This is a genomic window from Lentisphaera profundi, from assembly GCF_028728065.1.
GTDB lineage: Bacteria > Verrucomicrobiota > Lentisphaeria > Lentisphaerales > Lentisphaeraceae > Lentisphaera > Lentisphaera profundi.
The window spans coordinates 1,022,006-1,044,876 of the sequence record NZ_CP117812.1; the positions used below are offsets into that span (position 1 = coordinate 1,022,006).

A 22,871-nucleotide genomic window follows, 5' to 3' on the forward strand; every position below is an offset into this window, starting at 1 on the left:
ATTATGACGCCGACCCTATTTCTTACAGTCTTTGCTCTCTACGTCATTGGCATGATCGTTTTGAGTATTTGGATATCTCGCAAGCAGACTTCTGGTGAAGATTTTCTCTTGGGAAATCGAAGTGTTCCACTCTTTCTAATTTTAGGAACAACTGTAGCAACTATGGTCGGCACAGGCTCCAGTATGGGAGCCGTTGGTTTCGGCTATTCCAATGGATGGGCCGGAGCTTTATATGGTATTGGAGGTGCCTTGGGGATTTTGCTTTTAGCAAAGCTTTTTAGCGGTGTTCGCAAATATAATTTCATGACTTTTTCCGAGGAAATGTCATTTTACTATGGAGCAGATAAAAGGATCAAAGGGATTATTGCAATCTTGATCCTTATTGCCTCTATAGGTTGGTTAGGGGCACACATTCTTGGTGGAGGTATGTACTTAGCTTGGATTGCGGGTATCGACTTACTTTGGGCCAAAATCATCATTGCTTTAGCTTTTGGCATCTATGTAATCATTGGTGGTTATATGGCAGTGGTATGGACTGATACGATACAAGCATTCATCTTGTTCTTTGGTTTTATCCTAATGGCAGTTATGGCAGTGGATAAAATTGGTGGGATAGGGGAATTTAATCAAGCATTAGGACCTAATCAGTTTGCCTTCCTTGAAGCAGGAAGTTTACTGCCTTCGATTTCACTTTCATTTGTTATCCTAGTGGGGGTGATGGCGACTCCGTCCTATCGCCAAAGAATTTATTCGGCGGATAATATTGCCACGGTAAAAAAGAGTTTTTACATCAGTGGAACACTCTATCTGTTTTTCTCTTTTATCCCTGCAATTATTGGCATTAGTGCACAAATCATTAATCCTGAATTAAAAAATACAAATTTTGCCTTTCCTTATTTAGCCGTAGAAGTCCTGCCCGTTTGGATTGGTCTCATCGTATTAATTGCAGGGCTGAGTGCAACCATGTCATCGGCAAGTTCCGATGCTATTGCGGGTGTCTCAATTCTTTTGCGTGATGTCTATATTCTTGTCTTTGGCCGCATGCCAGAAAAAGATAAGATGGTGAAGTTATCCCGTTGGGGTTTAATGGGCATTACTGGTCTTGCTCTGCTATTTACCATGTACTCTGAAGATATCATTTCGTATATCAAAAATATGATCTCAGTTGTCATGAGCGGAATGTTTGTTTGTTCACTTCTGGGGCGTTTCTGGAAACGTGCCACCTGGCAGGGTGGATTAGCTTCATTACTGGGAGGAGCCCTATGTGCAAGTTTGTTCATGACTCAAAAAGGATGGATGGATTTTTGGGGAAACTCCTCAATCCCGTCTGTTTTAAGCGCTTTAGTTTTTGGTGTAGTGGTAAGTTTACTCACACCCAAAAATAAGATTACGGATCAAGAAGCATTAGACTTACTCGCCAAAGAACGAGAAGAAATGGAATTGCATGAAGAAAAAATTCTTGATGCGGAGTCAGTATAAATGCAAAAACTTTTTTGTGATTGGGGAACTTCTAATCTACGGGCTTACCTCATTGAAAATGGTGAAGTTCTGAGACAATATAATTCTGATCTAGGAATTTTAAAAGCCTCGAAAATCGGCTTCGAAAAAGTTATAGCTTCAGTTTGCCAGGAATTGGATTGTACAGGGATCAAGGAAATCTACCTCAGTGGCATGATTGGCTCGAAAAATGGCTGGCAAGAAGCTTCTTACCTAGAGACGCCCTTAAGTACTAATGCGATGAAAACTAATTTTATTCACCCATCAAATTGTTCTCATATCAAAATATTTGGTGGCGTCAAGCACCTTGATCAATCAAGGGATTACGATGTCATGAGAGGTGAAGAAGTTCAGGTTTTTGGTGTTTTAGTTCAAGCTCCCAAGGCCTCCTTGATTTGCCTTCCAGGAAGCCATTCAAAATGGGTTCATGTAGATGCCGGTCAAATTAAAAGCTTTTCCACTTGGATGACGGGTGAGCTCTTTAAGTGTTTGAGTCAAAATACGATCTTTGCGAAGCAAATTGATTCTGAGAATTTTGATAAAGAATCTTTTGTTCAAGGAGTCGAATATGCTCGTGAACATCACGAGCTCGGTACGAGCCTGTTTAAACTGCGAACGCAATACCTTTTTGAACGATTGGATCAAAGTAATTTTCATTCTTACCTATCGGGTTTTTTGATTGCGAGTGAAATCCGTGAAGCCGCGGGAAATGTTAAAGAAGTTTATTTATGTAGCTCAGATGAATTGATGAATTTGTATGAGATTGCACTAGATATTTTTGGAATAGCAACAAAAAAGTTTTCGGTATCCGAATCTACTATTTTAGGAATTAAAGCTATTTGCGGAGAGAGCTATGAATAAAGATTATTTGAAACAAGTCCCCCTAATTGCTATCATTAGAGGGGTGAAACCAAGCGAAGTACTAGCTGTGACCCAAGCCATCTATGATGGTGGTATTCGCTGTGTCGAAGTGCCTTTGAATTCTCCTCGTGCCTACGAAAGTATAAAACTTATCGCTGATAAATTCGGAGATAAAATGCTTTTGGGGGCAGGAACCGTACTCAGCATTGATCAGGTTCAGAAAGTTAAAGAAGCTGGCGGAGAAATAATTGTCTCTCCTAATGTTAACTCTAAAGTCATTAAAGAAACAAAGAAATTAGCTATGCTTTCCTATCCAGGTATCATGACAATGAGTGAAGCATTTATGGCTTTAGAAGCAGGAGCTGATGCCCTTAAGTTATTTCCCGCGGATTCAGTAGGAAAAAGTTTTATCAAAGCGTCTAAGGCCGTTTTGCCGAAAGGTACCGAGATCTACGCTGTAGGTGGAGTGGACCTGAGTAATGTTAAAGATTGGACTGAAGCAGGTGCCGATGGCTTTGGTTTGGGTGGTAGCCTGTATAAGCCAGGAAAAGATTTATCTCAATTAGCGCAAGATGCCCAAAGCTTCTGTCTCTTAGTAAAATAAAACACGATTAAGCATAAAACAGGGCATAGCCCCCTAGTCGCATGGTTACGGATTGGCAAATCCTTACAGGGAGAGCTCGAGAGGGACAGCGTCCATCTCGTACGGGTCGTATTATACCCATTATGATGGGTGATTTTAAACAAAAATCTAATAGAGAATTCAATCATGCTTAAAATGATATTAGCAATCTTGTGTATATTAACACTCACGCTAAATGCATCTCAGGAAAAACTCGAATCCCTCGGAGTTCGCTTTCAAAATCAAACTGTTATTTTTGATGAAAAGTGGAAGGGTAATTCAGAGGATCTCAAGCTTCTAGAGGATTTAAATACAATGAAAGATCTCTGTTTTTCAGGTGCTAAAATTAGAGATGAAGACGTATTGAATCTAGAAAGTATCAGCTGGATTGAAACTCTTGTACTAAGGAAATTAACAATTTCAGACCTTGCACTTAGTAATATTCCCTCAATGAAAAAACTAAAACAACTCAGCATTGCGTCTTGCACTCAAATCCAAGGTCTTGGCATTGTTGAGCTAGCTAAATCGAATACTATTACGCAACTACATCTGCCACACATGCACCTCGATGATAAGGATGTAGCTCCTTTAGAAAAAATGACACAACTTGAGTATCTTTCGCTCCATTCGAACGATATCACCACTGCATCCATTCAGTATTTACGCACCCTGAAAAAGCTAAAGTGGCTATATTTGAAAGGAGTGAAAATTGCTCCCGAGGACTGTCAATATATAGCCGGTCTTAGTAGCCTAAAAGAATTAAGTTTAACCTTTACGAGATTAGATGAGAGGCACCTTAACATCCTCAGTGTATTGCCAGATCTGAAAAGCCTTCGTATTCGGAATTCAAATATCACTGACAAGGACCTGTACCCCATCGCTAACTTTAAAGCACTTAGGTATTTGCAACTTAGGGGTAAAGGGCAAAAGTATACGGTCACTGAAACAGGTTTATCTTGGCTAGCTCAAAACTGCCCACACATTGAATTTTTTGAGAAAGATACAAGTGACCCTGAACTTAGCTCGCCACTAAAGAAGATTAAATAAAACACCTAAATGCATACTGGTGGCAAACAGATGCCTTTAAGCTATTCCCTGCGGATACAGTAGGGCAAATTTCATGAAAACTGCTGTCTCTTAGTAAAATAAAAAAGCCCGTTGAACCGGGCTTTAATTGTAGAACTATGTAGAGACTTTTAAGCGTCCTATTTATTATTTTCCGTATACCCAAGGAGCAGTGAAGGTAGATTCGGGAACTTTAAATTCCTGACGTTGTTGCTTAAGTTGAGATAATAGCTTCTTTTTGATTTCAGCATACTCAGGATTATTGGCGACACTGTTAACTTCGTTTGGATCATTCTTTAAATCGTAGAGTTCAAATTCATTATTGGTATAGAAATTAATGAGCTTGTAGCGCTCTGTACGAATACCTTCGTGGCGAGGTACATTATGAGCACCATGATGGTAATAATGATAGTAGATGGCCTCACGTATTTCTTCTTTATCACCAGAGAAGATAGGGATAAGTGATTTTCCTTGGAAGACACTAGGCACTGTTGCACCAGCAGCTTCAATAAAAGTTGGTGCGTAATCAATATTTTGAATCATGGCTTGTGGTTTACTCCCAGCTTTGATTTTGCCAGGCCAGCGAATGATGAAAGGCATTTTTAAAGCTTCTTCATACATCCAGCGTTTTTCAGCCCAGCCGTGCTCACCAATAAAGTAACTTTGGTCAGAGCTATAAATCACAATGGTATCTTCTTCTAAACCACTTTCCTCAAGCCACTCGAGTAAACGACCCACGTTATCATCAATGGCTTGTACACAACGCAGGTAATTCTTGATGAAAAACTGATACTTAAGTTTACGAGATTGTACAGGATCATCAAAGGCACCGGATTTTTTGAGTTCGTAATATTCACGATTTTGATCGTCCATCGCATCGAGCAAAGCTTTGCGTTGTGCAGGGTTCATACGATCTAAGTGCTTTGCTTGTTTTTTATTGACTTTTTCATCAACATTCTTTGGGGGAAAATAAGCGAGTACTTCTTCGTTTTGACCATTGATCTCCATCCAAGCATTAGATGCGCCCTCAAGACGGTTCTTGTAGTTATCGTTAAGTGTTGCGGGTTCCGCAATGTCTTCGGTATACATTTTCATATAACGGGGATGAGGGATGCGGGGTACATGAGGAGATTTAAATTGAACCATCATCAAAAAAGGTTTCTTTTTATCGCGTTGATTGAGCCATTTGATGGATTCATCTGCCACTACGTCAGTGCAATAACCGGTGATTTGTTCCTTTCCTTTATCGATAGACATAAATTCGGGGTTGTAGTAATCGCCTTGACCGCCAGAACCGACAAGAACTTTCCAGTAATCAAATTCATTAGTGGGGTTGGGGTGCATGTGCCATTTACCGATGAGAGCTGTTTGGTAACCCGCTTTTTTGAGTTCACGTGGAAATACAGTCTGATTACCATTCCAATGAGCACCATTATAAGTAACACCATTTATGTGACTATGAGTTCCTGTAAGGATAGAGGCACGACTTGGTTGACATATGGAGTTGGCGCAGAAGCTTTTTTCAAAGACGGCACCTTCATCGGCAATGCGGTCAATATTGGGCGTCTTGTTAATTTTAGACCCATAAGCACCAATGGCATTAGTTGAATGATCATCGGAAAAGATAAACAAGATATTGGGCTGTTTTTGTTTAGCTGAAACACCCAAACAAATTAGCATAAAAAGACAAATGACTTGACGATACAAAGATGACATAAATAACTCCATTTTGTTATATTTAATAGTACTACGCTCAGTAAGTAAAGCTTATGACAAGAGACGTATATTTATGAATGTTTTGTTGATACATATTTTTCTAATAAATGAATAAGTCGATTGCATGGAGAATTTCTTATTAGAGATAATCACCGTTTTCGTAAGTGTTTTTTGAATGAAAGGTACATTTACGGATACCCTAATAAGTATATTTGACTTGGCTACTCTATATAATCACTTAGCTAGCAATAGATTGAGTGATGAAGGGTGCTTTAGAGTTCCATACATGCTGTATGTTCAGATATATAAATAACTTTAGGATAGAATCATGACTTCTTTCGCTCTCGCAAAAAAACCTTTAGGTTTTCGCGCCTTCTTTTTACTCGCGGCTTATTCCACAGTTTTTTCGATGTTATTGTGGGGAGGGGTTTATGCTCATGGAACTCCCGTTAATAGTTCTTACGGCATGCTGTATTGGCATAGCCATGAAATGATTTTTGGTTTTACCCTGGCAATTATAGCAGGCTTTCTGCTGACTGCTGTACAGAATTGGACGGGCATTGCTCTAGCATCAGGAATAAAACTAGCGCCACTTATTATTGTATGGTTGGCTGGACGTATAGTTCCTTTTTTATCTTTATCACCCTTAATGATTAGTATAATTGACTTGAGTTTTATCCCTTTGCTGATGCTCTATCTTGCGCCACCTCTGATCAAAGCTAAAAAATTCAAAAATCTCGTGATGCTGGTTTTATTAGCCTTGCTTTTTGTTTGTAATCTCTTTTTCCATTTAGAACTATTGCAAGTGACCCAGCTAACGCTTCGCAAAGCTATCTTTGTAAGTGTGGACCTCACCCTCATCATGATCTGTATCATTAGTGGTCGCATTATTCCATTTTTCACTGGCAAAGTTCTCGACCCAGAAAAATCAGTGAAAAAGCCTGTCTTTGAAATCTTATCTATCCTTAGTATTCTGCTGCTCGTTTTTTCTGACCTTCACTTAATTGAAGAAAGCCTACTGCGCTGGCTCTACATTCCTGCGGCAATCATTCATTTACTTCGTATCAAGGGATGGTACCAGAAAGGCGTGGCCAAAATTCCCGTTTTATTCGTTCTCTATACGGGATATAGCTGGCTAATCATTGGCTTCGTTCTCAAAGGCTTATCAGGCTTTGGTATTATCAATGGCTTTACACTGATTCACGCTTTTACCTCGGGTTGTATGGGTGTAATAATCCTTGCCATGATTAGCCGTGTAAGTCTTGGTCATACGGGTCGTAAAATCAAAAGTTCAAAAGCCGTGAATGTGAGCTTTATAGTCATTAACCTCGTCGCACTAGTGCGAGTTTTCGTGCCATTAATTAATGAAAGCTACTATATAAAAGCGATACTATGGTCGAGTAGCCTTTGGGTTTTAGCATTTTTGATTTTTAGCTGTGCTTTCACACCCATATTACTTGGGGTCCGTGCCGATGGCGAAGAAGGTTAATAGGGTCTTGGGATTTTCAAGGGTGCTACATACCTTCGGCATGAATATCATTTTTTAACAATGCCCACCGGATAAATCCGGTGGCTACCATACTACATACCTTCGGCATGTGTTTAAGTTCCCACTCATTAGGAGAGCCTCCGTGGGCGGGTAAAAAATATGGGCCCGTACGGAAGTACCTTGAGCGAGGTTGGGAGCGGAGCTCCAGTATAAATACCTCCGGTGGCCGAGGAGCCCTCGGGGCCATACTAAAAAAGGTGGCCGCATGTATAAAAACCCCTTAAGTGCCCTATCATTAGAACTAGTTTTAGTTCCAATGATAAAACTTGTATTTTACTTGCTATAAGGAGCGTCTTTTTTGATCTCAGTGAGAATAGTTAAGTACTCTTTATACATTTCTTGGGTAATTTCGGGGGATTCTTTCGCCAAGTTTGTAGTCTCTTTTGAATCTGTTTTTAGATCATAAAGCTCGCGAGATTTCTTGTTGACAACGAGTTTATAATTATCTTTGCGAAGAGCGCCAGAGCCTTTGCCATTCTCCCACAAGAGCGTGCGTTTCTCAAGCTTTTTATTATTGAATAGGCTAGGGTGGATATTGATTCCATCTAATTGATGACCATTGGGAAGCTGTACCTGTGCAGCAATAATAGTACTTGCCATGATATCATAAGTCATCAGTGTTTGATCGGATATAGTACCAGCCTTAATTCGACCAGGAGCCCAAACGAGTGCTGGTACACGGTGACCACCTTCGTACATGCTACCTTTTGCACCACGGGTATTTTCGCTATGACTAAAATTACCTTTGGCGGCGCCATTATCACTGAGAAACCAAACGATGGTATTTTTCTCTATTTTGAGTTCGATTAGCTTATCTAAAATGCGATTGACACCTTCGTCTACAGGAAGAGTGAAATGACGGATGAGCCAGTTGTCATCACCAGCTTCTTTAGTGTATTCAACTTTTGGTGCCCATGCGGGGATGGTTCCCTTGTCGGGACCACGCTGGATTTTTGATCCACGGGCCTGAAAAGGTGAGTGTGGTGTTCCGTGAGCCACATAAAGAAAGAAAGGCTGATCTTTTTTACGCTCAATAAAATCTAATGCGTGCTCCGTGATTAAATCAGAATGATGACCCGGTTCATCTTTGAGTTCACGATTCTGCCACCAATCAAAAGTCTCCATGCGATCATAATGCGATTGTGCATCAATGTTACCACTTATGAAACCAGCAAATTCGTCGAAGCCATGATTCATGGGATGGAATTCAGGCTTGTAACCCAAGTGCCACTTGCCGAACATAGCCGTTGCGTAACCCGCAGATTTCATTGCTTCGGGAAAAGTCCATTCTTCATCGGAGATGCCGCGCACGTGATCGGCATGCTTGGGATCAGCATTAATAACCACATCGCAACCACTGCGCTGTTGATAACGACCCGTCATTAATGCCGCACGAGTCGGGCTACAAACGACGCCATTAGAATGGAAGTCAGTGAGTTTGATCCCTTCATTCGCCATGCGATCAATACCAGGGGTTTTAAAGTATTTATTATCGTAGCAACTAACACCAGCCCAGCCCATATCATCGACCATGATCAGAATGATATTGGGCTTTGCGCTTTCCGCAAAAAGCGGGGAGCAGATCATAAAAGCGAGAAGGAATCTGTACATAATTAGTCCTGAACTAATTGAGGGAATTTACTTAGGATATTTTTTGGAAAAGGACTATTGCCTTCGTTGCTTTGTTTGGCTCCTTTTGTCGAACGTCCCTCTTTAATGACTTTGGCCAAGTGATTAACAAACTTATCAACAATTTCAGGGTGATTAGCTTGGAGGTTAATTTTCTCAGCAGGATCAGTTTCAAGGTTATAGAGTTGAATCTCAGCTAGATCTTTAGTGTCTTTGCCTGGACGAGGGAAACTCCAACCACCCGAACCAGCGCAGAGGTTGAGCTTCCATTTACCTTGGCGTATGGCAAAACTACCATTGATTGAGTGATGGATAATGAAAGGGCGAGTTGTTGTACCTGATTGCATTAAGTCTGCCATGAAGGAATAGCTATCTTCGGCAATAGTTTCTTTGATTAAATTTGTGCTACCGGTAGCTTCAGCTGCCGTGGCAAAAAAATCAGTGGTACAGATAGTTGAATCTGAAAGTGTACCGCTTTTGATTTTTGCAGGCCAGCGAACTAAGAAAGGAACGCGATGACCGCCTTCAAAAATATCCGCTTTGTGACCGCGCCAGTCACCATTAGATTTATGACCAAGAGCCGTATGTTCAGGAATGCTACCAGTCGGTGAGCAACCATTATCCGCAGTGAAAATAATGAGTGTGTTATCATCAATACCATTTTTTTCTAACTCGGCAATCACTTCACCAATGACCCAATCCGTTTCCATAACAAAATCGCCGTAAGTTGTTTTTGTCGGTGATTTACCACGCCATTTGGCCGAAGGTACAATGGGAGTATGAGGTGATGTTAAAGGAAGATAAAGGAAAAAGGGTTTTGATTTATCAGCCGCTTGTTCAGCAATGAATTCACGTGATTTTTTGGCAAAGGTAATAAGGCATTGAGATGCGTCAAAACTGGGGCCAGCAGGTCCCGGACGATAAGGAGTCGCAAAACCTTTTTCGTGAGTTGCCATTTCCACAGCACGATCATTTTCTATGTAAACATAAGGAGGCATGTCTAGTGAAGCCGCAATCCCATAGAAATAATCAAAACCATTATTAGTAGGAGTTATAGCAGGCTTGGAATAATCAATATCCCATCCGCCACCATAAGAACCACGTTTTTTCTTTTTTACGTATCCTTCTTTTAGAAAAGATTTTTCAGGAGATTTAATTTCGCCATTGGCAAGTTTTTGCCAAGTAATACCGAGATGCCATTTACCCACCATGCCGGTATTGTAGCCTTGGTCTTTGAGAAAGTTTGCAATAGTGACTCGCTCTTTTGGGATTAAGGCTGGAGAAGTTCCACTCAAAACAGATTTTTTGAGTTTAGATCTCCAGTTATAGCGCCCCGTTAAAATACCATAGCGAGTAGGGCTACAGACAGAACTAGAAGTATGAGCATCGGTAAACTTCATGCCTTCGGCAGCCATGCGATCACAGTTAGGAGTGGGGATAATGCCACCAGCGTTAGACATGTCACCATAGCCCATGTCATCGGCGAGGATAAAAATAATATTAGGTTTTTCTTGTGCGGAACAGAGTCCAGTAAATAAGATGGCTGCGATGAAGTATAATGATTTCATGTGTATTTCCCTTTTGGTTTTTATATTGTACTTAGTCAATACGGGCAAAAGAAGTATCCTTGACTTGAAGGGGGAAGTTTTTTTATTTTTTTACAGTTATATTATTATAAGCTGATTTTATTCTTAAGTGGATTGGCTCATTAAATGATTATTAAAAAGAGAATGCATGTCGGAAACTTTTAATACAAGAATGACGCTTTTGGGGCGTTTGCGTAATCAGCACGATGATAATGCTTGGCAGGATTTTGTATTTTTCTATCAGAAATATATTTTCACGGTATTGCTGCGCTTGGGTGTGCCGAATGCTGATGTCGAAGACCAATCGCAAAAGGTATTATTAGCCTTGTGGGAGAAGTTACCTGATTTTAATTACCAAGCACAAAATTGTAAGTTTCGCACATGGATGAGTCGTATCATTCGCAACAAAGTCAGTCATTATTTTGAAAAACAAAAACGTTATAGCAATGACTTAGAGCGAGCTGAATTACTGCAACGCAATAATGATGAAAAAAACGAAGCAGAAATTTATCAAATTTATGAGCAGCAATGGAAGTTACATGTGGCTGAATTGGCTTGGGGTCAACTGAGTACAGAATTTTCGGTGAGTGCACTTAAATGTTTTGAGGCTTTAGCTAAAGGTGAAAAAGCCGCAGATATAGCAGCTGAACTTGAACTCAAAATTAATTCCGTGTTTGTTAACCGAAAACGAGTTCAAGAAGCTTTTCACCGTGAAATACGTCGACTTAATGAGGAGTTGAGTTAATGGATAGAGATAAATCTTGGCTAATGGAAAGTTTCGATGAAGCCCTTGGAGATGAAAAATCACTCTTAAAAGATTCTGCTTTAGTGAGAGAAATAAAGGATCTAGGCGGGCGTTATAAAATAGGGACTTCTTTGGGAAAGGGAGGTCAGAAAAATATTTTAAGTTGTGAAGACAAGTTTACGCAAAGACAATTAGCCATGGCCGTTTTGCGAGATTCGCAGAAATTAAGTCACAATGAATCATTTATAAATGAAGCACGTATAGCCGCGCATTTAGAGCATCCTAATATAGTTCCACTCTATGACTTGGGACTCAATGAAGATAATGAACCTTATTTCACAATGAAGCTTTTGAGCGGTGATAATCTACAGCAAAAAATTGAGAAGAGGGATTTATCTCTCAATGAAAAACTTGAGGTCTTTCTCAAGGTCTGTGATGCGATGTCCTATGCACATGCTCAAGGAATTATTCACCTAGATTTAAAACCTGATAATATACAAGTGGATGATTATGGTCAAGTGCTAGTATGTGACTGGGGGCTGGCACAAAAAATAAGTGAAGTAGAAGGTCGAGGTCAATTAAAAGGAAGCTTGGGGTATATGGCGCCAGAGCAAGTCAAAGGCGAGTCACTTAGTACGGCTTGTGATATTTATGCACTCGGAGGAGTTTTATATGCCTTGCTGAGTTCTAAGTCACCACATTCACCACATTCACCAAGCGCCCTTAAAGAACGGCTCACGGGACCAGATATAGCTTTCCAAGTTTTGAGCCCAGAAGAATTAAAAAATATCCCCAAAAGTCTGCAGGCAGTTTTTGTTAAAGCACTGTCTATAGCAAAGCAAGATCGTTATCAAACGGTAGGAGAACTGTCTAATGAAATCAGAGCTTACATAGGTGGTTTTGCGACAAGCGCTGAAAATCCAGGGCTTATGACCGTAATGAAAAAAACTATTAAGCGCCATAAAACTTTGAGTGTGGTGCTTATGAGTTCAGTGATTTTTATTACAGTACTTACGCTCTTATCCATCCTTCGTATTAATGATGAAAAAAAACAGGCTGATTATGCGCGTAAAAAAGCTGAGCTTTCCGAACTCAAATCAAAAACGTTACTGGTGGATCTCAATCAAGAACAGCGGCAAGGTCGGATTATCAGTGATTCGGCTGCAGAGCTTTTTTTTCAAAATGCAACAAATGCATATAAGGAAGGTCTTTATAAAGAATCATTTTCCGCAATAGAGCAAGTGACTCAGTTAAATCCAGAGCTAAAAAAAGCTTGGGATTTACAGGGTAAACTTCTTTTTGGTATGCTTCGTTTTCGTGAAGCTCAAGAAAGTCTGAAACACGGAACCATGGATAAAAAAAATAAGTGGTTAATCGAACTTGCTGATTTGGGGAAAACTTCAGAGGGGATGGATAAACCATCTGCACGCCAAATTTATGATGTGAGAAGGCATATTGTACGGGGTAAGTATAAGTTTTCTGGTCTTCATGCGGTTATGTTTTATAATATGGTCAAAAATTATAATATAGAAGAACGCTGGATGTTTGCGGAACAAAGTTATCGAGATAATCATCGTTTTTTTGCTAAGCAAAGTGATCAAGTAAACTTCAAAGTAAGTCAATCCGAGGGCTATTATACAGTAGATGCGAGTGGCAATAAAGGGACAAGGATGACGATAGTTTTAAGCGGTTTGCCTATAGTGAACTTAAATCTAAGTTCTTCTGGTGTTAAAAGTCTTAACAATTTAAGAGGTATGCCTCTTAGGAAATTAGATATTTCCCATACTCAAGTATCGTCAATAAGCCATCTAGTAAGTACTCAAATTGAAGAACTCAATATCCGAGATACGCAAATTTTTGATTTATCTCCTTTGCGACAAACGCAAATCAAGCGACTAGAGTTAGGAGATGATCCGATAGACATAAGGAGTCTTAAATATTGTAAGCAACTTGAGTACTTAGAGATCCCAAAAAATGTATATTCAGAAAAATTACTCGAGGAATTAAAACTTACAGATAAAGTGGTCTATCGTTAAAGTCTAACTTTCTAATAATTTATAGGCACGTTTTTGAAGTCGATAAACTTTTAAAAGATTAAATAAAATAATGCCGACAATAATAGTTAGAATAATGAAAGTGCGTGCTAAAATACTCATAGTCGCTGTAAATAAGACAAATAGACTTAAGACCATGGGGGCAAACCCTAGTTTTGGCTTATTGCTTTGCCAATCAGTCGTAAGGTTTTTGCAGACTAAAGCATTGAATTCACCTGCGCCGGGCAAGCCAATAACTTTGATTTTATCGCCATTATTAATCATAGAAAGAGAACTCGTCTTTAATAAAATACGCTCATTACCAAGTTTAAAGAGCGCTTTATGAGTCAGGCCAGACCTTTTGTCGGGACCACAAACTTCAGTATTTAGCTCAAGACCACAGATCTCGCCTTCTAGGATTTCTAGATCCATTTTATTCTCCATCAATTAATAGCTAAGATCTTACTTAAATCTATGAAGAATTCAAGTAGGAAATAAGCTTCCTTTTTAATCCATTCGTTAAATTTTAATCAAAGAATTTAGGAATCATGTGTTTATTTCATGAGACGGAATAAGTGACTCAAAGCTTTTTTTGTATGTTTCTATAGTTCGTTGATGAGTAAATGCATGTTCAGTCATGGACTCAGATTATAGCTCTAAAATCAAATAAAATTCTCAAACAGGATATGATAGCGGTATATAATTCTTGTAAGAAGAGGATTAAAAGTTTATCTTTTATGATCATATAAAATAGGTGCTTTGTGAAAGAAGAAGAAATTAAAACTTTGGTAGAATGTCCCACGATAAAAGTTGAACGTGCAGACCTAAACTTATCGACAACTGTGATTCGAAAAGGTCACAGTATTGTACCAAAGCTAAGTACTCAAACAGCCGATATTATCGATACACAGATATTTCAAGAACAGCAAAGTTCTACTAGCATTAATTTAAGTGAAGAAAGCATAAGTGAAGAAAGCTTAGAAAAACATGTCAATATTGATCTTGTTTACGACTTAGGAGAAGCTTTTGCGGAAGGGGCACAAGGTTCTATTCATTCGGCTAAGGATATACATTTAAAAAGAATTGTTGCCGTGAAAGCTCTGAAAGAACATTCGATGAGGCGTTCTTTTATTAACGAAGCGCAATTAACGGCTCAACTGGACCATCCCGCTATTATTCCGATCTATAGTCTTAATTCAGATGAGAATAGCGGCATTTATTTTTCAATGAAGAAGGTCAATGGGGTCACGCTTAACCAGTACCTTACTAAAGTTTGTGATCATTATTACTTCCATGGCTTTAATTTAAAAAATGAAGCCAGCTCTTTAGTGACTCGCTTGGAACATTTCATAAAGATTTGCGAAGCGGTTCAGTATGCCCATTCAAAAGCCGTAGTTCACCGTGATTTAAAGCCTGATAATATCATGATTGGTGAGTCACGAGAAGTTTATGTTATGGACTGGGGTATTGCTTACTGCATGGATGGTCCCGAGAACCAAAAACCGGAAGTTATAGAGAGAACTAAAAAAATCATTTGTGGCTCACCGGGTTATATCGATCCTCAAATGGTGTGTAATAATACTCCAGCGGAATGTACTGATATTTACTCTTTAGGCATGATTCTCCATGAAATGTGTACTTTGCAAAGAGGCTTTACGGGATTTAGTACCAATGAACTTTTTGAACAAGCCGTGAAAGGTGATTTTCCTGAAATAAAGCATCGTTTTAGTAGTGGAGTAATATCAGCGGAACTAAAAGCTATTATTGAAAAAGCACGTGCTCCAGAACTTATCTTTCGCTACAATTCCGTAGAAGAACTTTGCGAAGATGTAAGACGTTTGTTACGCAATGATGAAGTATCGAGTTTGCCCGATAAACCCCTAAGAAAAGTCATGCGATGGGCACAGAAAAACCCTCATAAAATAACGGTAATAATGATCTCGCTAATCATGAGTTTATCTAGTTTGGTTATTTATAGTTTATTCAAACAAAATCAGACGATCGTTGAAGCTCGTATACGTGAAAATACTTTTGCTCAACTACAGAGTCATGTTGCAGAAAAAGCTCATTTGATTGATAGCCAAATGACTAAGTTAGAACAGTTATTAAGTCGTGTAAGTGCAAGTTTATTAAGTATGCCCACGGTTCGTGATGAGACGCTTAAACTCTATTCATCAAATGATTTTTCTAAGCCCGAGACAAAACCTCCTGGGACCGTTTATTCCAGTATATTTGGCAAAGAAGTAAATGTTAATACCATGGTGTATAAGCTCGCTCCAGAAGTCAAATTTAATGAAGTTGAAAATATATTAGATTACTTATTCTCTTTTAAAGATGACTTTGTGAAGGTCATGTTGAAAAGTAAGCTAAATAGCCCGAGCCATTTGAGTAGAGAGCAAATCAATCCAGAGCAGATACTGATGAGTCCTCTACCTGCACGCTGGCTTTACTGCGGTTTGGAGAACGGCGTTTTTGTCTCATTTCCAGGAAAAGGTGGTTACCCAGCAGAATATGACCACCGTAATCGCCCTTGGTATAAAGATGCGAAAAATCGAAAGGGTGTTTACTGGGCGAAACCTTATTACGATATTAATGGTCTAGGAATAGTGCTTCCATGTACAATTGGACTCTACAATAAAGAAAATGAATTTAGTGGCGTTTTGGCTCTTGATGTAACATTAGATTTTCTAGCCAAAAAGTTGATGTTAAATGATGATGAAAAACGAATTGTAGGATTACAAGAATCAACAATTTTGAATCCGGATGGCGAGATTATCATTACTAGTTCACTCTTGAAAAGTAAGGAGAAAAATACGGAGTTCAATAATCAAGCTATTGAACGTCGGCCTTATCATAATGATTTAGTATTAAAAGCAGTACAAGCCAATAAAAACACAATCATCTATGTGAGAGAGGGCGGGCAAAAAGTTATTTATGCACTGAACCGTATTCCCGCTTTAAATTGGTTTTATATAGAAAAGTACGACGCTCAAAAAATACTTAAAAAGAAGGTCAATTAGTTTTTTGCACAGCGTTTCTTAAGCCAATCCTGATGATAATCTTCTGCGATATAAAATTCACTTGCAGGAAGAATTAAAGTTAGAGTATTCTCGGCATCATATTGCTTTCTTAAATTTTCAAGAATAGCTTTTTGCTCAAGGTTGAAGTAATAAATTCGACCTCGAAAATCTTTTCCAAACATATCATTCTTGGCTTTGATTCTTTTTGCTGGAAATTCTGAAAAGAATTTTCTTGCCACTTTTAAAAAAGCCCCTTTTTCTAAACTGACTTCAACAGCTTCGACGTGACCATTTTTGCGTGCATTTTCATAAGTGGGATTGGTTGTTGTGCCACCCGTGTAACCGCATTTAGTATCTTGAACGCCTTGCTGGGATTGCATGAATGACTGCACGTTCCAAAAACATCCAGAAGAAATCATGAGAGTAGGATTATCATATTCTTCTGCACATGAGAGGAGAAGTGAAAGAACGATAAATACAGTGGAAAATATTTTAAGCATGGATTAATCATATCGAAGTAGGTTCTAAAAACAAATCAGTAGCTCTAAAGTATAAGAGCTTTTCTTGAAGTCTTTTATTGTTTCATGGCATACAAACAATAAATAGGGATCAATAAAATGACAAGATTTGAATACTTTTACAATTCAATGAAACGTGAATTAAGTCTACAAGCAAAATCAGAAAAAACTCAAGAGGCATATCTACGAGCTTTGAGAAGAATAGGGAAAAGGCAAAATAAAGATTTGAATGAGATCAGCCAAGAAGACATCAAAGAGTACTTTTATCGTTTAAAACTTTGTTATTCGATGCCAAGCTTAAAAGCCGATCGAAGTGGCTTACTTTTTTTCTATACTTATGTTTTATTTAGAGATTGGGACTGGAACAAAATCATTCGTGTAAGAGTCAAGAGTCGACTACCTGATATACTGAGTCAATCTGAGTTGAGTCATGTTTTCTCTTATGTGAATAAATGGCGCTTTAGGGTGTGTTTATTTACTATTTATAGTATGGGTCTCCGTATTAGTGAAGCCCTGAGAATACGCCCTGGCGATATTTGTCCCGATAGGAAGCTTTTACATGTACGTGATGGGAAAACATGTAGAGATCGTTTAGTGCCCATACCAGATCTAACTTTAATCATGATAAACGATTACTGGTTAAGTCATCAAAATTCATTTTACATATTTCCGAAAGTAAATAAACGAGGAATAGCTCTTCAAGAAAACAATCAGATGTCAATCCCTTCGGTTCAAGCAGCATTTAGAATGGCAGTTTTGGAGAGTTCGGTAATGAAACGTCTAAGTGTGCATAGTCTTAGGCATAGCTATGCGACACATTTACTTGAATCCGGTGTTCCTATCCTAGCTATAAAAGAAGTTCTAGGGCACAAAAGTATTGTGACAACAATGGTGTATATGAGATTGACTAATGTGATGCAAGAAAATCGTAATGAGCAAATAAGACAGTTGATGTCTCAATACGTATTTTTAAATAGTTGTGATGATTTAAGTTTAAACCTATCCGTTTATAGCAAGGATGAGTTCCATCAACTCAAGGGCAAAAAGAATGAGTAAGACTTACTTTTTGCTGTATTTCCTAGGATCTTGATCTTCAAAACTTGAGAGTATGTGGATGGAGTTCGGATTTTTAATGTGTATCTCAAAAGCAACCTGACCGCTACGGCTATATAAGTAATAGGTATTATGATTTATTTTGCGGTAATCAAGGTAATTATTCAAAGTCTCACAAACGCCATTTGCATAGAAAGTCAGAGGGTGATAAGCCTGCTTCGTGTTAGTCCATTGACCAACGATGGGGTCTTCATCATAGAGCATTGCATCTACATATTCTTCTTGAGTACCCCAAGAAACAACTGCAAATTTTAACATACTGAGAGCGAGTAAAAGTAGTAATAAGGAGAAACGCCTTTTATCACGCTTTTGCGGAATAAGGGGGAGTTGACTTAGTGTTTTTACTTTTTTCATATGAGAGGCTTTTCTTAAATTTTAAGTATATATACTATATAAACGATGCAATTCGTCACATATTGTCACGAATGCTTATTTATTTTCAATAAAAAAACTTTACGTCTCTAATATATTACTTTATAGATGTTTTTTAAAGCTTTGCGCAATGATGCTTTAAGGTTACTTTGCATAAGTTTATTTATATCTAATAAAAAGTCCTCTATGCCTTTCTTTAATAATTTCATTTTCCCAAAATCATTTGTGTTGATGCTAATGGTTTTTGTGAATGTTCTTTATTCAGTAGAGATGCGAAGTGGTGTGGATGCTCAAGGACTTATTCACGTTCGTGTTTGGGGCTTAGTTCAAGGTCCCGGAAGTACTTCCGCAGAACGTGCCGATTGGCGAGTTTTAAAAGCCTTTGAAAAGGCTTATCCGCATATTCGCCTGCACAATGCGGCTGGAATTAATTTACCCGGTGTAGGCAATGAAAATGATGTGGGCCCTTTATTAGCGATATCAGGTGGAATAGCCCCGGATATTCTCTACGTCAATTTCAGAAAGTCAGCTTCCTATATAGATAATGAATTTCTCTATCCCTTAGATGAATATATTGCAGAGTACGCAAAGCTTCATGGCGAATCTAGTCTAAAAGATCTTATCCACCCAGCCCTCAATAAAGTAGTGACTCGTCTAGGCCCAGTCCAAGGCGATCGTCAAATGAAGACTTGGATGATTCCCGCAGAGCCCTTAGTGATGACCATGATTTACCGCAAAGATCTATTTGCAAGAAGTGGTCTAGATCCCAATAAAGCTCCCGAAAACTGGACTCAAATGTATGCGGCATGTGAGCAGATAGTGGCTTCGGATCCTTCAAGTTATGGCGTCTTAGCGACGGCAAGAGGGGGGACATCATGGAATTTCATGCCTTACTTGAGTAGTAGTGGAACACAAGTTTTGACTGAAGATGCACAAGGGGAATGGAAAGCTAGTTTTGCTCGAAAAGAAGCCGTTTCTGCTTTGGAGTTTTATGCCCGTTTACATGCAGGGCTGCGCAAAGATGGGAAAACGAGAGGCTTTGCTACTTCGAATAAAAACCTTTTAGACGAAGGGAAAATCGCCATGGCCATGACCTACCTTGGTGGAGATGAAATGGCAAAGGTTGATACTTCAGGAGCCCAATGGGGTTTTGCTCCCGTACCAAAAGGCCCCACGGGAATTAGTAGTGCTGAAATTAATGCACGTATGTGGGGGATTTTTCGAGGTCAAAAAGATAAACGCGTTCGTGATGCAGCTTTTGAATGGTTAGCTTACCGCAAATCGAAAGCAGCGGTTAAAATCCGTGTGGATACTTTTATTGAGGCCAATGAAATTTCGGCTATTAATCCCAATCTATTAGATCGTTTAGGAGAAGAATACAAAAAGTACGAAATTTTTATTAACCAAGATCTGAAAAAACTCTATAAAGATTTAATTACGACTGCCAAGCCAGAGCCCTATGGAACGAATTGTGATTTAGTTTACGATTATTTAGATAAGCCGGTACAGGCGGCTATTTTATGGGCTAGAGAGGGGAATCTCGAAAATCAATCAGAGCCAGTCATTCACAAAACTCTATTTGCCTTTTTAAGTGAGGGACAAAAAGAACTTGAACGGGAGATGCTCAAAGAATTGCCCGAAAAAGAACGAAAAAAGAGGAATAGGGTGGCGATGATCGTTACGATTAGCCTATTTACTATTTTCTTATTCACCTTTTATAAAGTCCTAAAAATCCTTTCTCCTGTGGGGCAACGCAATAATTCTTGGCAAATTAAGAAGTATTGGAAAGCTTATGTCATCTTGCTACCTGCGCTAGCAATCATATGTCTTTGGCAGTATTACCCCTTGTTGAGAGGCGCACTTATGGCCTTTCAAGATTATAAGATCTCAATTCCCATTGTTAATTGGGTAGGTTTTGATAATTTTGCCGATGTGCTTTATGATAAAAACTTTTGGTACTCATTGTGGTTAACTTTTTATTATTCCTTTTTAGTGATTAGTTTTACTTGGTTGCCACCCTTGTTACTGGCAATTATGCTGGATGAAATCCCCAAGTTTTCAGTATTTTTTCGAGTTCTCTATTACTTACCTGCATTAATTTCCGGCTTAGTCGTCATTTTTCTTTGGAAGCAATTTTTTGATCCCAGTCCTCAGGGTTTATTTAATCAAGTCCTGGCTTATGTGCATATTGGGCAACAGTATTGGTTTGAAGATCCTCACTTAGCGATGTTTTGCCTGATTATTCCTCTTGCATGGGCAAGTTTGGGGCCTGGGTGTTTGATATATTTAGCTGCCTTGAAAGGAGTGGCACCCGACTTGTATGAAGCGGCTGAAATTGATGGTGCTAATTATTGGCAAAAAATACGTTTTGTTCTCGTACCCAAACTTTGGCCCTTGCTAATTATTACCCTTATTGGTCAAATGATCATAAGTTTCAATGCCGCTGAAAACGTTTTAGCAATGACTGGTGGTGGTCCTAATGGAGCGACCAATGTCACGGGCTTATTGATCTTCAAAAAAGCCTTCGTGTATACTGAATTTGGAACGGCTACAGCAATGGCCTGGATCATGAGTTTATTTCTAATTGGTTTCACCGTTTATCAATTAAAAATTCTTTCCAATCTCGAATTTAAAACCACGGGCAATGACTAATGCCTTTATTAAATGAAGTGTCGCAAAAATCGACTAAGGGACGAGGACTCATATTAGCTTTCTATTTCTTTTTAGCTTTAGGTGCCTTAAGCATGATAGTGCCTTTCTTACTGATGTTTTCAGGTTCGATGAAAGGACAGTATAACTCAAGTAGGCTCAATCTCGTTCCTCAGTATTTATATGATGACTTAGAATTGTATCGTACTTGGTGCGAAAGTAAATACACTAAAATTGACAATTATAATGCGTCGAATGAAATTCCTTATATGAGTTTTTCTGAGTTAGAAGTTCTAGCTGCGGAAAAAGAAAAAGAACTTTTAAAACAGTATAAATCATATCTGAATGAGAATGTAGGGAGTATCTATAATTCGCGCTTAGGTCATGTGAATGCGAGTAATAAAAATCTTCCGGAACTGGGATTGGAATTCATTCGACATTTGGATGATAATTTTGGCGGACTCAATAAGACTAATCAAGCCTTGAAACTCAATATGCCTAACTGGCAATCACTTGCTGGCGCCGTTATCCAACAGAATTTTTTTAGTAAAAGCTTTACTGCAAATGATTCTGCCTTAATGACAGAATTGATCGAATTTAAGCAGCAAGCTAATCAAGCGGATTTATTTTACCCTAGTGTAGATGGTCAGTTTCGCAGTCAAATGATTTTGCCTTTTACGGGGACGGACTTAGAAGAGATCAGTAAAATGACGGGCTTAGAAATCAAGGCAATTCACGAGCTCCATTTATCTCATACACAAGGCAATGATTGGTACAATAAACAACGATCAAGTTTTATTAGGCAATTTTTAAATCCTCGATATATCGACTTGAAAAAGACAGCAACACAAAAAATAAATTATCAGGATTTCATAAAAAATAATTTTCTCGGAGATATCAATACAGCACAAAAAGTTTTCCCGCATCTCAGTTCTTTTGAAGAAATAGAATTGATTACGCAAATGCCTAATAATTCTCAAGAAGCCGTGCTCTATGGTGCATATATAGAAAGATCTGCAGACTTTGATTCATTGCTTTTGCGAGGTCCGCAAAGAGGCTTTCAAGGATTTTTATTAGATGAGTATGGTGATTTAAAAAGTATTAATAAGGCGCTCAAGAGGGATTTTAATTCTATTCACGAAATTTATATTCCACAATCATCGCTTGATTATAACTATGTCTTAGAGAATAAAACTAAGTTGCGTTGGGATTTGGCAAGTATTAATATTCGTTTCGTATTTAACTACCTCACCCAGCAAGGTCGTGCCGCTTGGGTGACTTTGGTTTTTTGTCTTTTAACCATCATTAGTTCACTAATCGTCAACCCTTTAGCTGCTTACGCCTTAAGTCGCTACCAGCTGCCTAGTACTTACAAAATTTTAATGTTTTTTATGGCAACCATGGCTTTCCCCGTCGCGGTTACTCAAATCCCTTCTTTTCTTTTGCTGAAAGACTTGGGCTTACTGAATACTTTTTGGGCTTTGGTATTGCCGACAATGGCGAATGGTTATTCGATTTTCATTCTTAAAGGCTTTTTTGATTCTCTGCCCAAGGAACTCTATGAAGCTGCTTCTATTGATGGCGCAGGGGAGTTTCGCATGTTTTGGCAGATTACGCTGAATTTATCTAAGCCCGTACTAGCTTTAATTGCCTTAAACAGTTTTACTGCGGCTTACGGAAACTTTATGTATGCCTTACTGATTTGCCAGGATGAATCTATGTGGACCATAATGGTTTATCTCTTTAAGTTGCAGACAGAAGCCTCGCAGGCCGTGATATATGCGAGTTTAGTCGTTGCAGGAATACCCACTCTGATTATATTTTTATCTTGTCAGAAAGTCATCATGAAGGGGATTGTGATTCCTTCTGAAAAGTGATTTTTACTTAGATAAAGTC

17 protein-coding genes are annotated in these 22,871 nt (G+C 38.8%); 11 read left to right on the forward strand and 6 right to left on the reverse strand.

The features are described 5' to 3' along the window. Window positions 1–3: 3 nt before the first annotated feature. From PQO03_RS15550 to PQO03_RS15565, 4 genes are all read left to right on the forward strand, one after another. Window positions 4–1,479: a sodium:solute symporter family protein gene (locus PQO03_RS15550; RefSeq protein WP_274154110.1), complete on the forward strand. Its 1,476-nt coding sequence runs from the start codon at window positions 4–6 to the stop codon at window positions 1,477–1,479. Further along, window positions 1,480–2,358, forward strand: coding sequence for a 2-dehydro-3-deoxygalactonokinase (locus PQO03_RS15555; protein WP_274154111.1), 879 nt, complete (start codon window positions 1,480–1,482; stop codon window positions 2,356–2,358). Further along, complete coding sequence (locus tag PQO03_RS15560) at window positions 2,351–2,962, forward strand: 2-dehydro-3-deoxy-6-phosphogalactonate aldolase (protein ID WP_274154112.1); 612 nt, start codon at window positions 2,351–2,353, stop codon at window positions 2,960–2,962. Before PQO03_RS15555 ends, PQO03_RS15560 begins: the two co-directional genes overlap by 8 nt. A 165-nt stretch (window positions 2,963–3,127) precedes the next feature. Further along, window positions 3,128–4,027: a leucine-rich repeat domain-containing protein gene (locus PQO03_RS15565; RefSeq protein WP_274154113.1), complete on the forward strand. Its 900-nt coding sequence runs from the start codon at window positions 3,128–3,130 to the stop codon at window positions 4,025–4,027. A 165-nt stretch (window positions 4,028–4,192) separates the two neighbouring features. Here the strand turns inward: PQO03_RS15565 and PQO03_RS15570 are convergent, their stop codons facing one another. Next, window positions 4,193–5,761, reverse strand: coding sequence for a sulfatase family protein (locus PQO03_RS15570; RefSeq protein ID WP_274154114.1), 1,569 nt, complete (start codon window positions 5,759–5,761; stop codon window positions 4,193–4,195). Between the two features lie 328 nt (window positions 5,762–6,089). On the opposite strand from PQO03_RS15570, the gene PQO03_RS15575 reads away from it, so the two are divergent. Next, entirely contained in the window at window positions 6,090–7,250 is a 1,161-nt protein-coding gene (locus tag PQO03_RS15575) for an NnrS family protein (RefSeq protein ID WP_274154115.1), read from the forward strand. Between the two features lie 333 nt (window positions 7,251–7,583). On the opposite strand, the gene PQO03_RS15580 is transcribed toward PQO03_RS15575, so the two are convergent. Both PQO03_RS15580 and PQO03_RS15585 read right to left on the reverse strand, forming a co-directional pair. Further along, window positions 7,584–8,921 (reverse strand): sulfatase-like hydrolase/transferase, encoded by a 1,338-nt coding sequence (locus tag PQO03_RS15580; protein WP_274154116.1) that lies wholly within the window; start codon window positions 8,919–8,921, stop codon window positions 7,584–7,586. A 2-nt stretch (window positions 8,922–8,923) separates the two neighbouring features. Then, on the reverse strand, window positions 8,924–10,507 hold the full coding sequence (locus tag PQO03_RS15585; protein ID WP_274154117.1) for a sulfatase family protein: 1,584 nt from the start codon (window positions 10,505–10,507) through the stop codon (window positions 8,924–8,926). Between the two features lie 166 nt (window positions 10,508–10,673). Here PQO03_RS15585 and PQO03_RS15590 point away from each other — a divergent pair, with 166 nt between their 5' ends. Beyond that, window positions 10,674–11,270, forward strand: coding sequence for an RNA polymerase sigma factor (locus PQO03_RS15590; protein WP_274154118.1), 597 nt, complete (start codon window positions 10,674–10,676; stop codon window positions 11,268–11,270). Next, on the forward strand, window positions 11,270–13,306 hold the full coding sequence (locus tag PQO03_RS15595) for a serine/threonine-protein kinase (protein ID WP_274154119.1): 2,037 nt from the start codon (window positions 11,270–11,272) through the stop codon (window positions 13,304–13,306). Before PQO03_RS15590 ends, PQO03_RS15595 begins: the two co-directional genes overlap by 1 nt. 3 nt (window positions 13,307–13,309) lie before the next feature. Here PQO03_RS15595 and PQO03_RS15600 read toward each other — a convergent pair whose 3' ends face one another. After that, a complete protein-coding gene (locus tag PQO03_RS15600) occupies window positions 13,310–13,735 on the reverse strand; it encodes a hypothetical protein (RefSeq protein WP_274154120.1) in 426 nt (141 codons plus the stop codon). Window positions 13,736–14,064: 329 nt separating this feature from the next. Here PQO03_RS15600 and PQO03_RS15605 point away from each other — a divergent pair, with 329 nt between their 5' ends. Next, a complete protein-coding gene (locus PQO03_RS15605) occupies window positions 14,065–16,323 on the forward strand; it encodes a protein kinase domain-containing protein (RefSeq protein ID WP_274154121.1) in 2,259 nt (752 codons plus the stop codon). Here PQO03_RS15605 and PQO03_RS15610 read toward each other — a convergent pair. Continuing rightward, on the reverse strand, window positions 16,320–16,823 hold the full coding sequence (locus tag PQO03_RS15610) for a peptide-methionine (S)-S-oxide reductase (RefSeq protein WP_274154122.1): 504 nt from the start codon (window positions 16,821–16,823) through the stop codon (window positions 16,320–16,322). The two genes, PQO03_RS15605 and PQO03_RS15610, sit on opposite strands and share 4 nt — an antisense overlap. Before the next feature lie 117 nt (window positions 16,824–16,940). On the opposite strand from PQO03_RS15610, the gene PQO03_RS15615 reads away from it, so the two are divergent. Next, window positions 16,941–17,897 (forward strand): tyrosine-type recombinase/integrase, encoded by a 957-nt coding sequence (locus tag PQO03_RS15615; RefSeq protein ID WP_274154123.1) that lies wholly within the window; start codon window positions 16,941–16,943, stop codon window positions 17,895–17,897. A gap of 3 nt (window positions 17,898–17,900) precedes the next feature. On the opposite strand, the gene PQO03_RS15620 is transcribed toward PQO03_RS15615, so the two are convergent. Next, entirely contained in the window at window positions 17,901–18,308 is a 408-nt protein-coding gene (locus PQO03_RS15620; RefSeq protein ID WP_274154124.1) for a hypothetical protein, read from the reverse strand. A gap of 204 nt (window positions 18,309–18,512) precedes the next feature. On the opposite strand from PQO03_RS15620, the gene PQO03_RS15625 reads away from it, so the two are divergent. Next, window positions 18,513–20,978 (forward strand): extracellular solute-binding protein, encoded by a 2,466-nt coding sequence (locus tag PQO03_RS15625; protein ID WP_274154125.1) that lies wholly within the window; start codon window positions 18,513–18,515, stop codon window positions 20,976–20,978. 92 nt (window positions 20,979–21,070) lie between these two features. Continuing rightward, entirely contained in the window at window positions 21,071–22,852 is a 1,782-nt protein-coding gene (locus PQO03_RS15630; RefSeq protein WP_274154126.1) for a carbohydrate ABC transporter permease, read from the forward strand. Window positions 22,853–22,871 lie beyond the last annotated feature (19 nt).

Coding starts and splice junctions, on each gene's coding strand:
- PQO03_RS15585 (WP_274154117.1), bottom strand. CDS start 10,507: ATGAAATCATTATACTTCATCGCAGCCATCTTATTTACTGGACTCTGT.
- PQO03_RS15620 (WP_274154124.1), bottom strand. CDS start 18,308: ATGAAAAAAGTAAAAACACTAAGTCAACTCCCCCTTATTCCGCAAAAG.
- PQO03_RS15630 (WP_274154126.1), top strand. CDS start 21,071: ATGATAGTGCCTTTCTTACTGATGTTTTCAGGTTCGATGAAAGGACAG.
- PQO03_RS15575 (WP_274154115.1), top strand. CDS start 6,090: ATGACTTCTTTCGCTCTCGCAAAAAAACCTTTAGGTTTTCGCGCCTTC.
- PQO03_RS15615 (WP_274154123.1), top strand. CDS start 16,941: ATGACAAGATTTGAATACTTTTACAATTCAATGAAACGTGAATTAAGT.
- PQO03_RS15610 (WP_274154122.1), bottom strand. CDS start 16,823: ATGCTTAAAATATTTTCCACTGTATTTATCGTTCTTTCACTTCTCCTC.
- PQO03_RS15565 (WP_274154113.1), top strand. CDS start 3,128: ATGCTTAAAATGATATTAGCAATCTTGTGTATATTAACACTCACGCTA.
- PQO03_RS15590 (WP_274154118.1), top strand. CDS start 10,674: ATGTCGGAAACTTTTAATACAAGAATGACGCTTTTGGGGCGTTTGCGT.
- PQO03_RS15560 (WP_274154112.1), top strand. CDS start 2,351: ATGAATAAAGATTATTTGAAACAAGTCCCCCTAATTGCTATCATTAGA.
- PQO03_RS15580 (WP_274154116.1), bottom strand. CDS start 8,921: ATGTACAGATTCCTTCTCGCTTTTATGATCTGCTCCCCGCTTTTTGCG.
- PQO03_RS15595 (WP_274154119.1), top strand. CDS start 11,270: ATGGATAGAGATAAATCTTGGCTAATGGAAAGTTTCGATGAAGCCCTT.
- PQO03_RS15570 (WP_274154114.1), bottom strand. CDS start 5,761: ATGTCATCTTTGTATCGTCAAGTCATTTGTCTTTTTATGCTAATTTGT.
- PQO03_RS15600 (WP_274154120.1), bottom strand. CDS start 13,735: ATGGATCTAGAAATCCTAGAAGGCGAGATCTGTGGTCTTGAGCTAAAT.
- PQO03_RS15550 (WP_274154110.1), top strand. CDS start 4: ATGACGCCGACCCTATTTCTTACAGTCTTTGCTCTCTACGTCATTGGC.
- PQO03_RS15555 (WP_274154111.1), top strand. CDS start 1,480: ATGCAAAAACTTTTTTGTGATTGGGGAACTTCTAATCTACGGGCTTAC.
- PQO03_RS15625 (WP_274154125.1), top strand. CDS start 18,513: ATGCCTTTCTTTAATAATTTCATTTTCCCAAAATCATTTGTGTTGATG.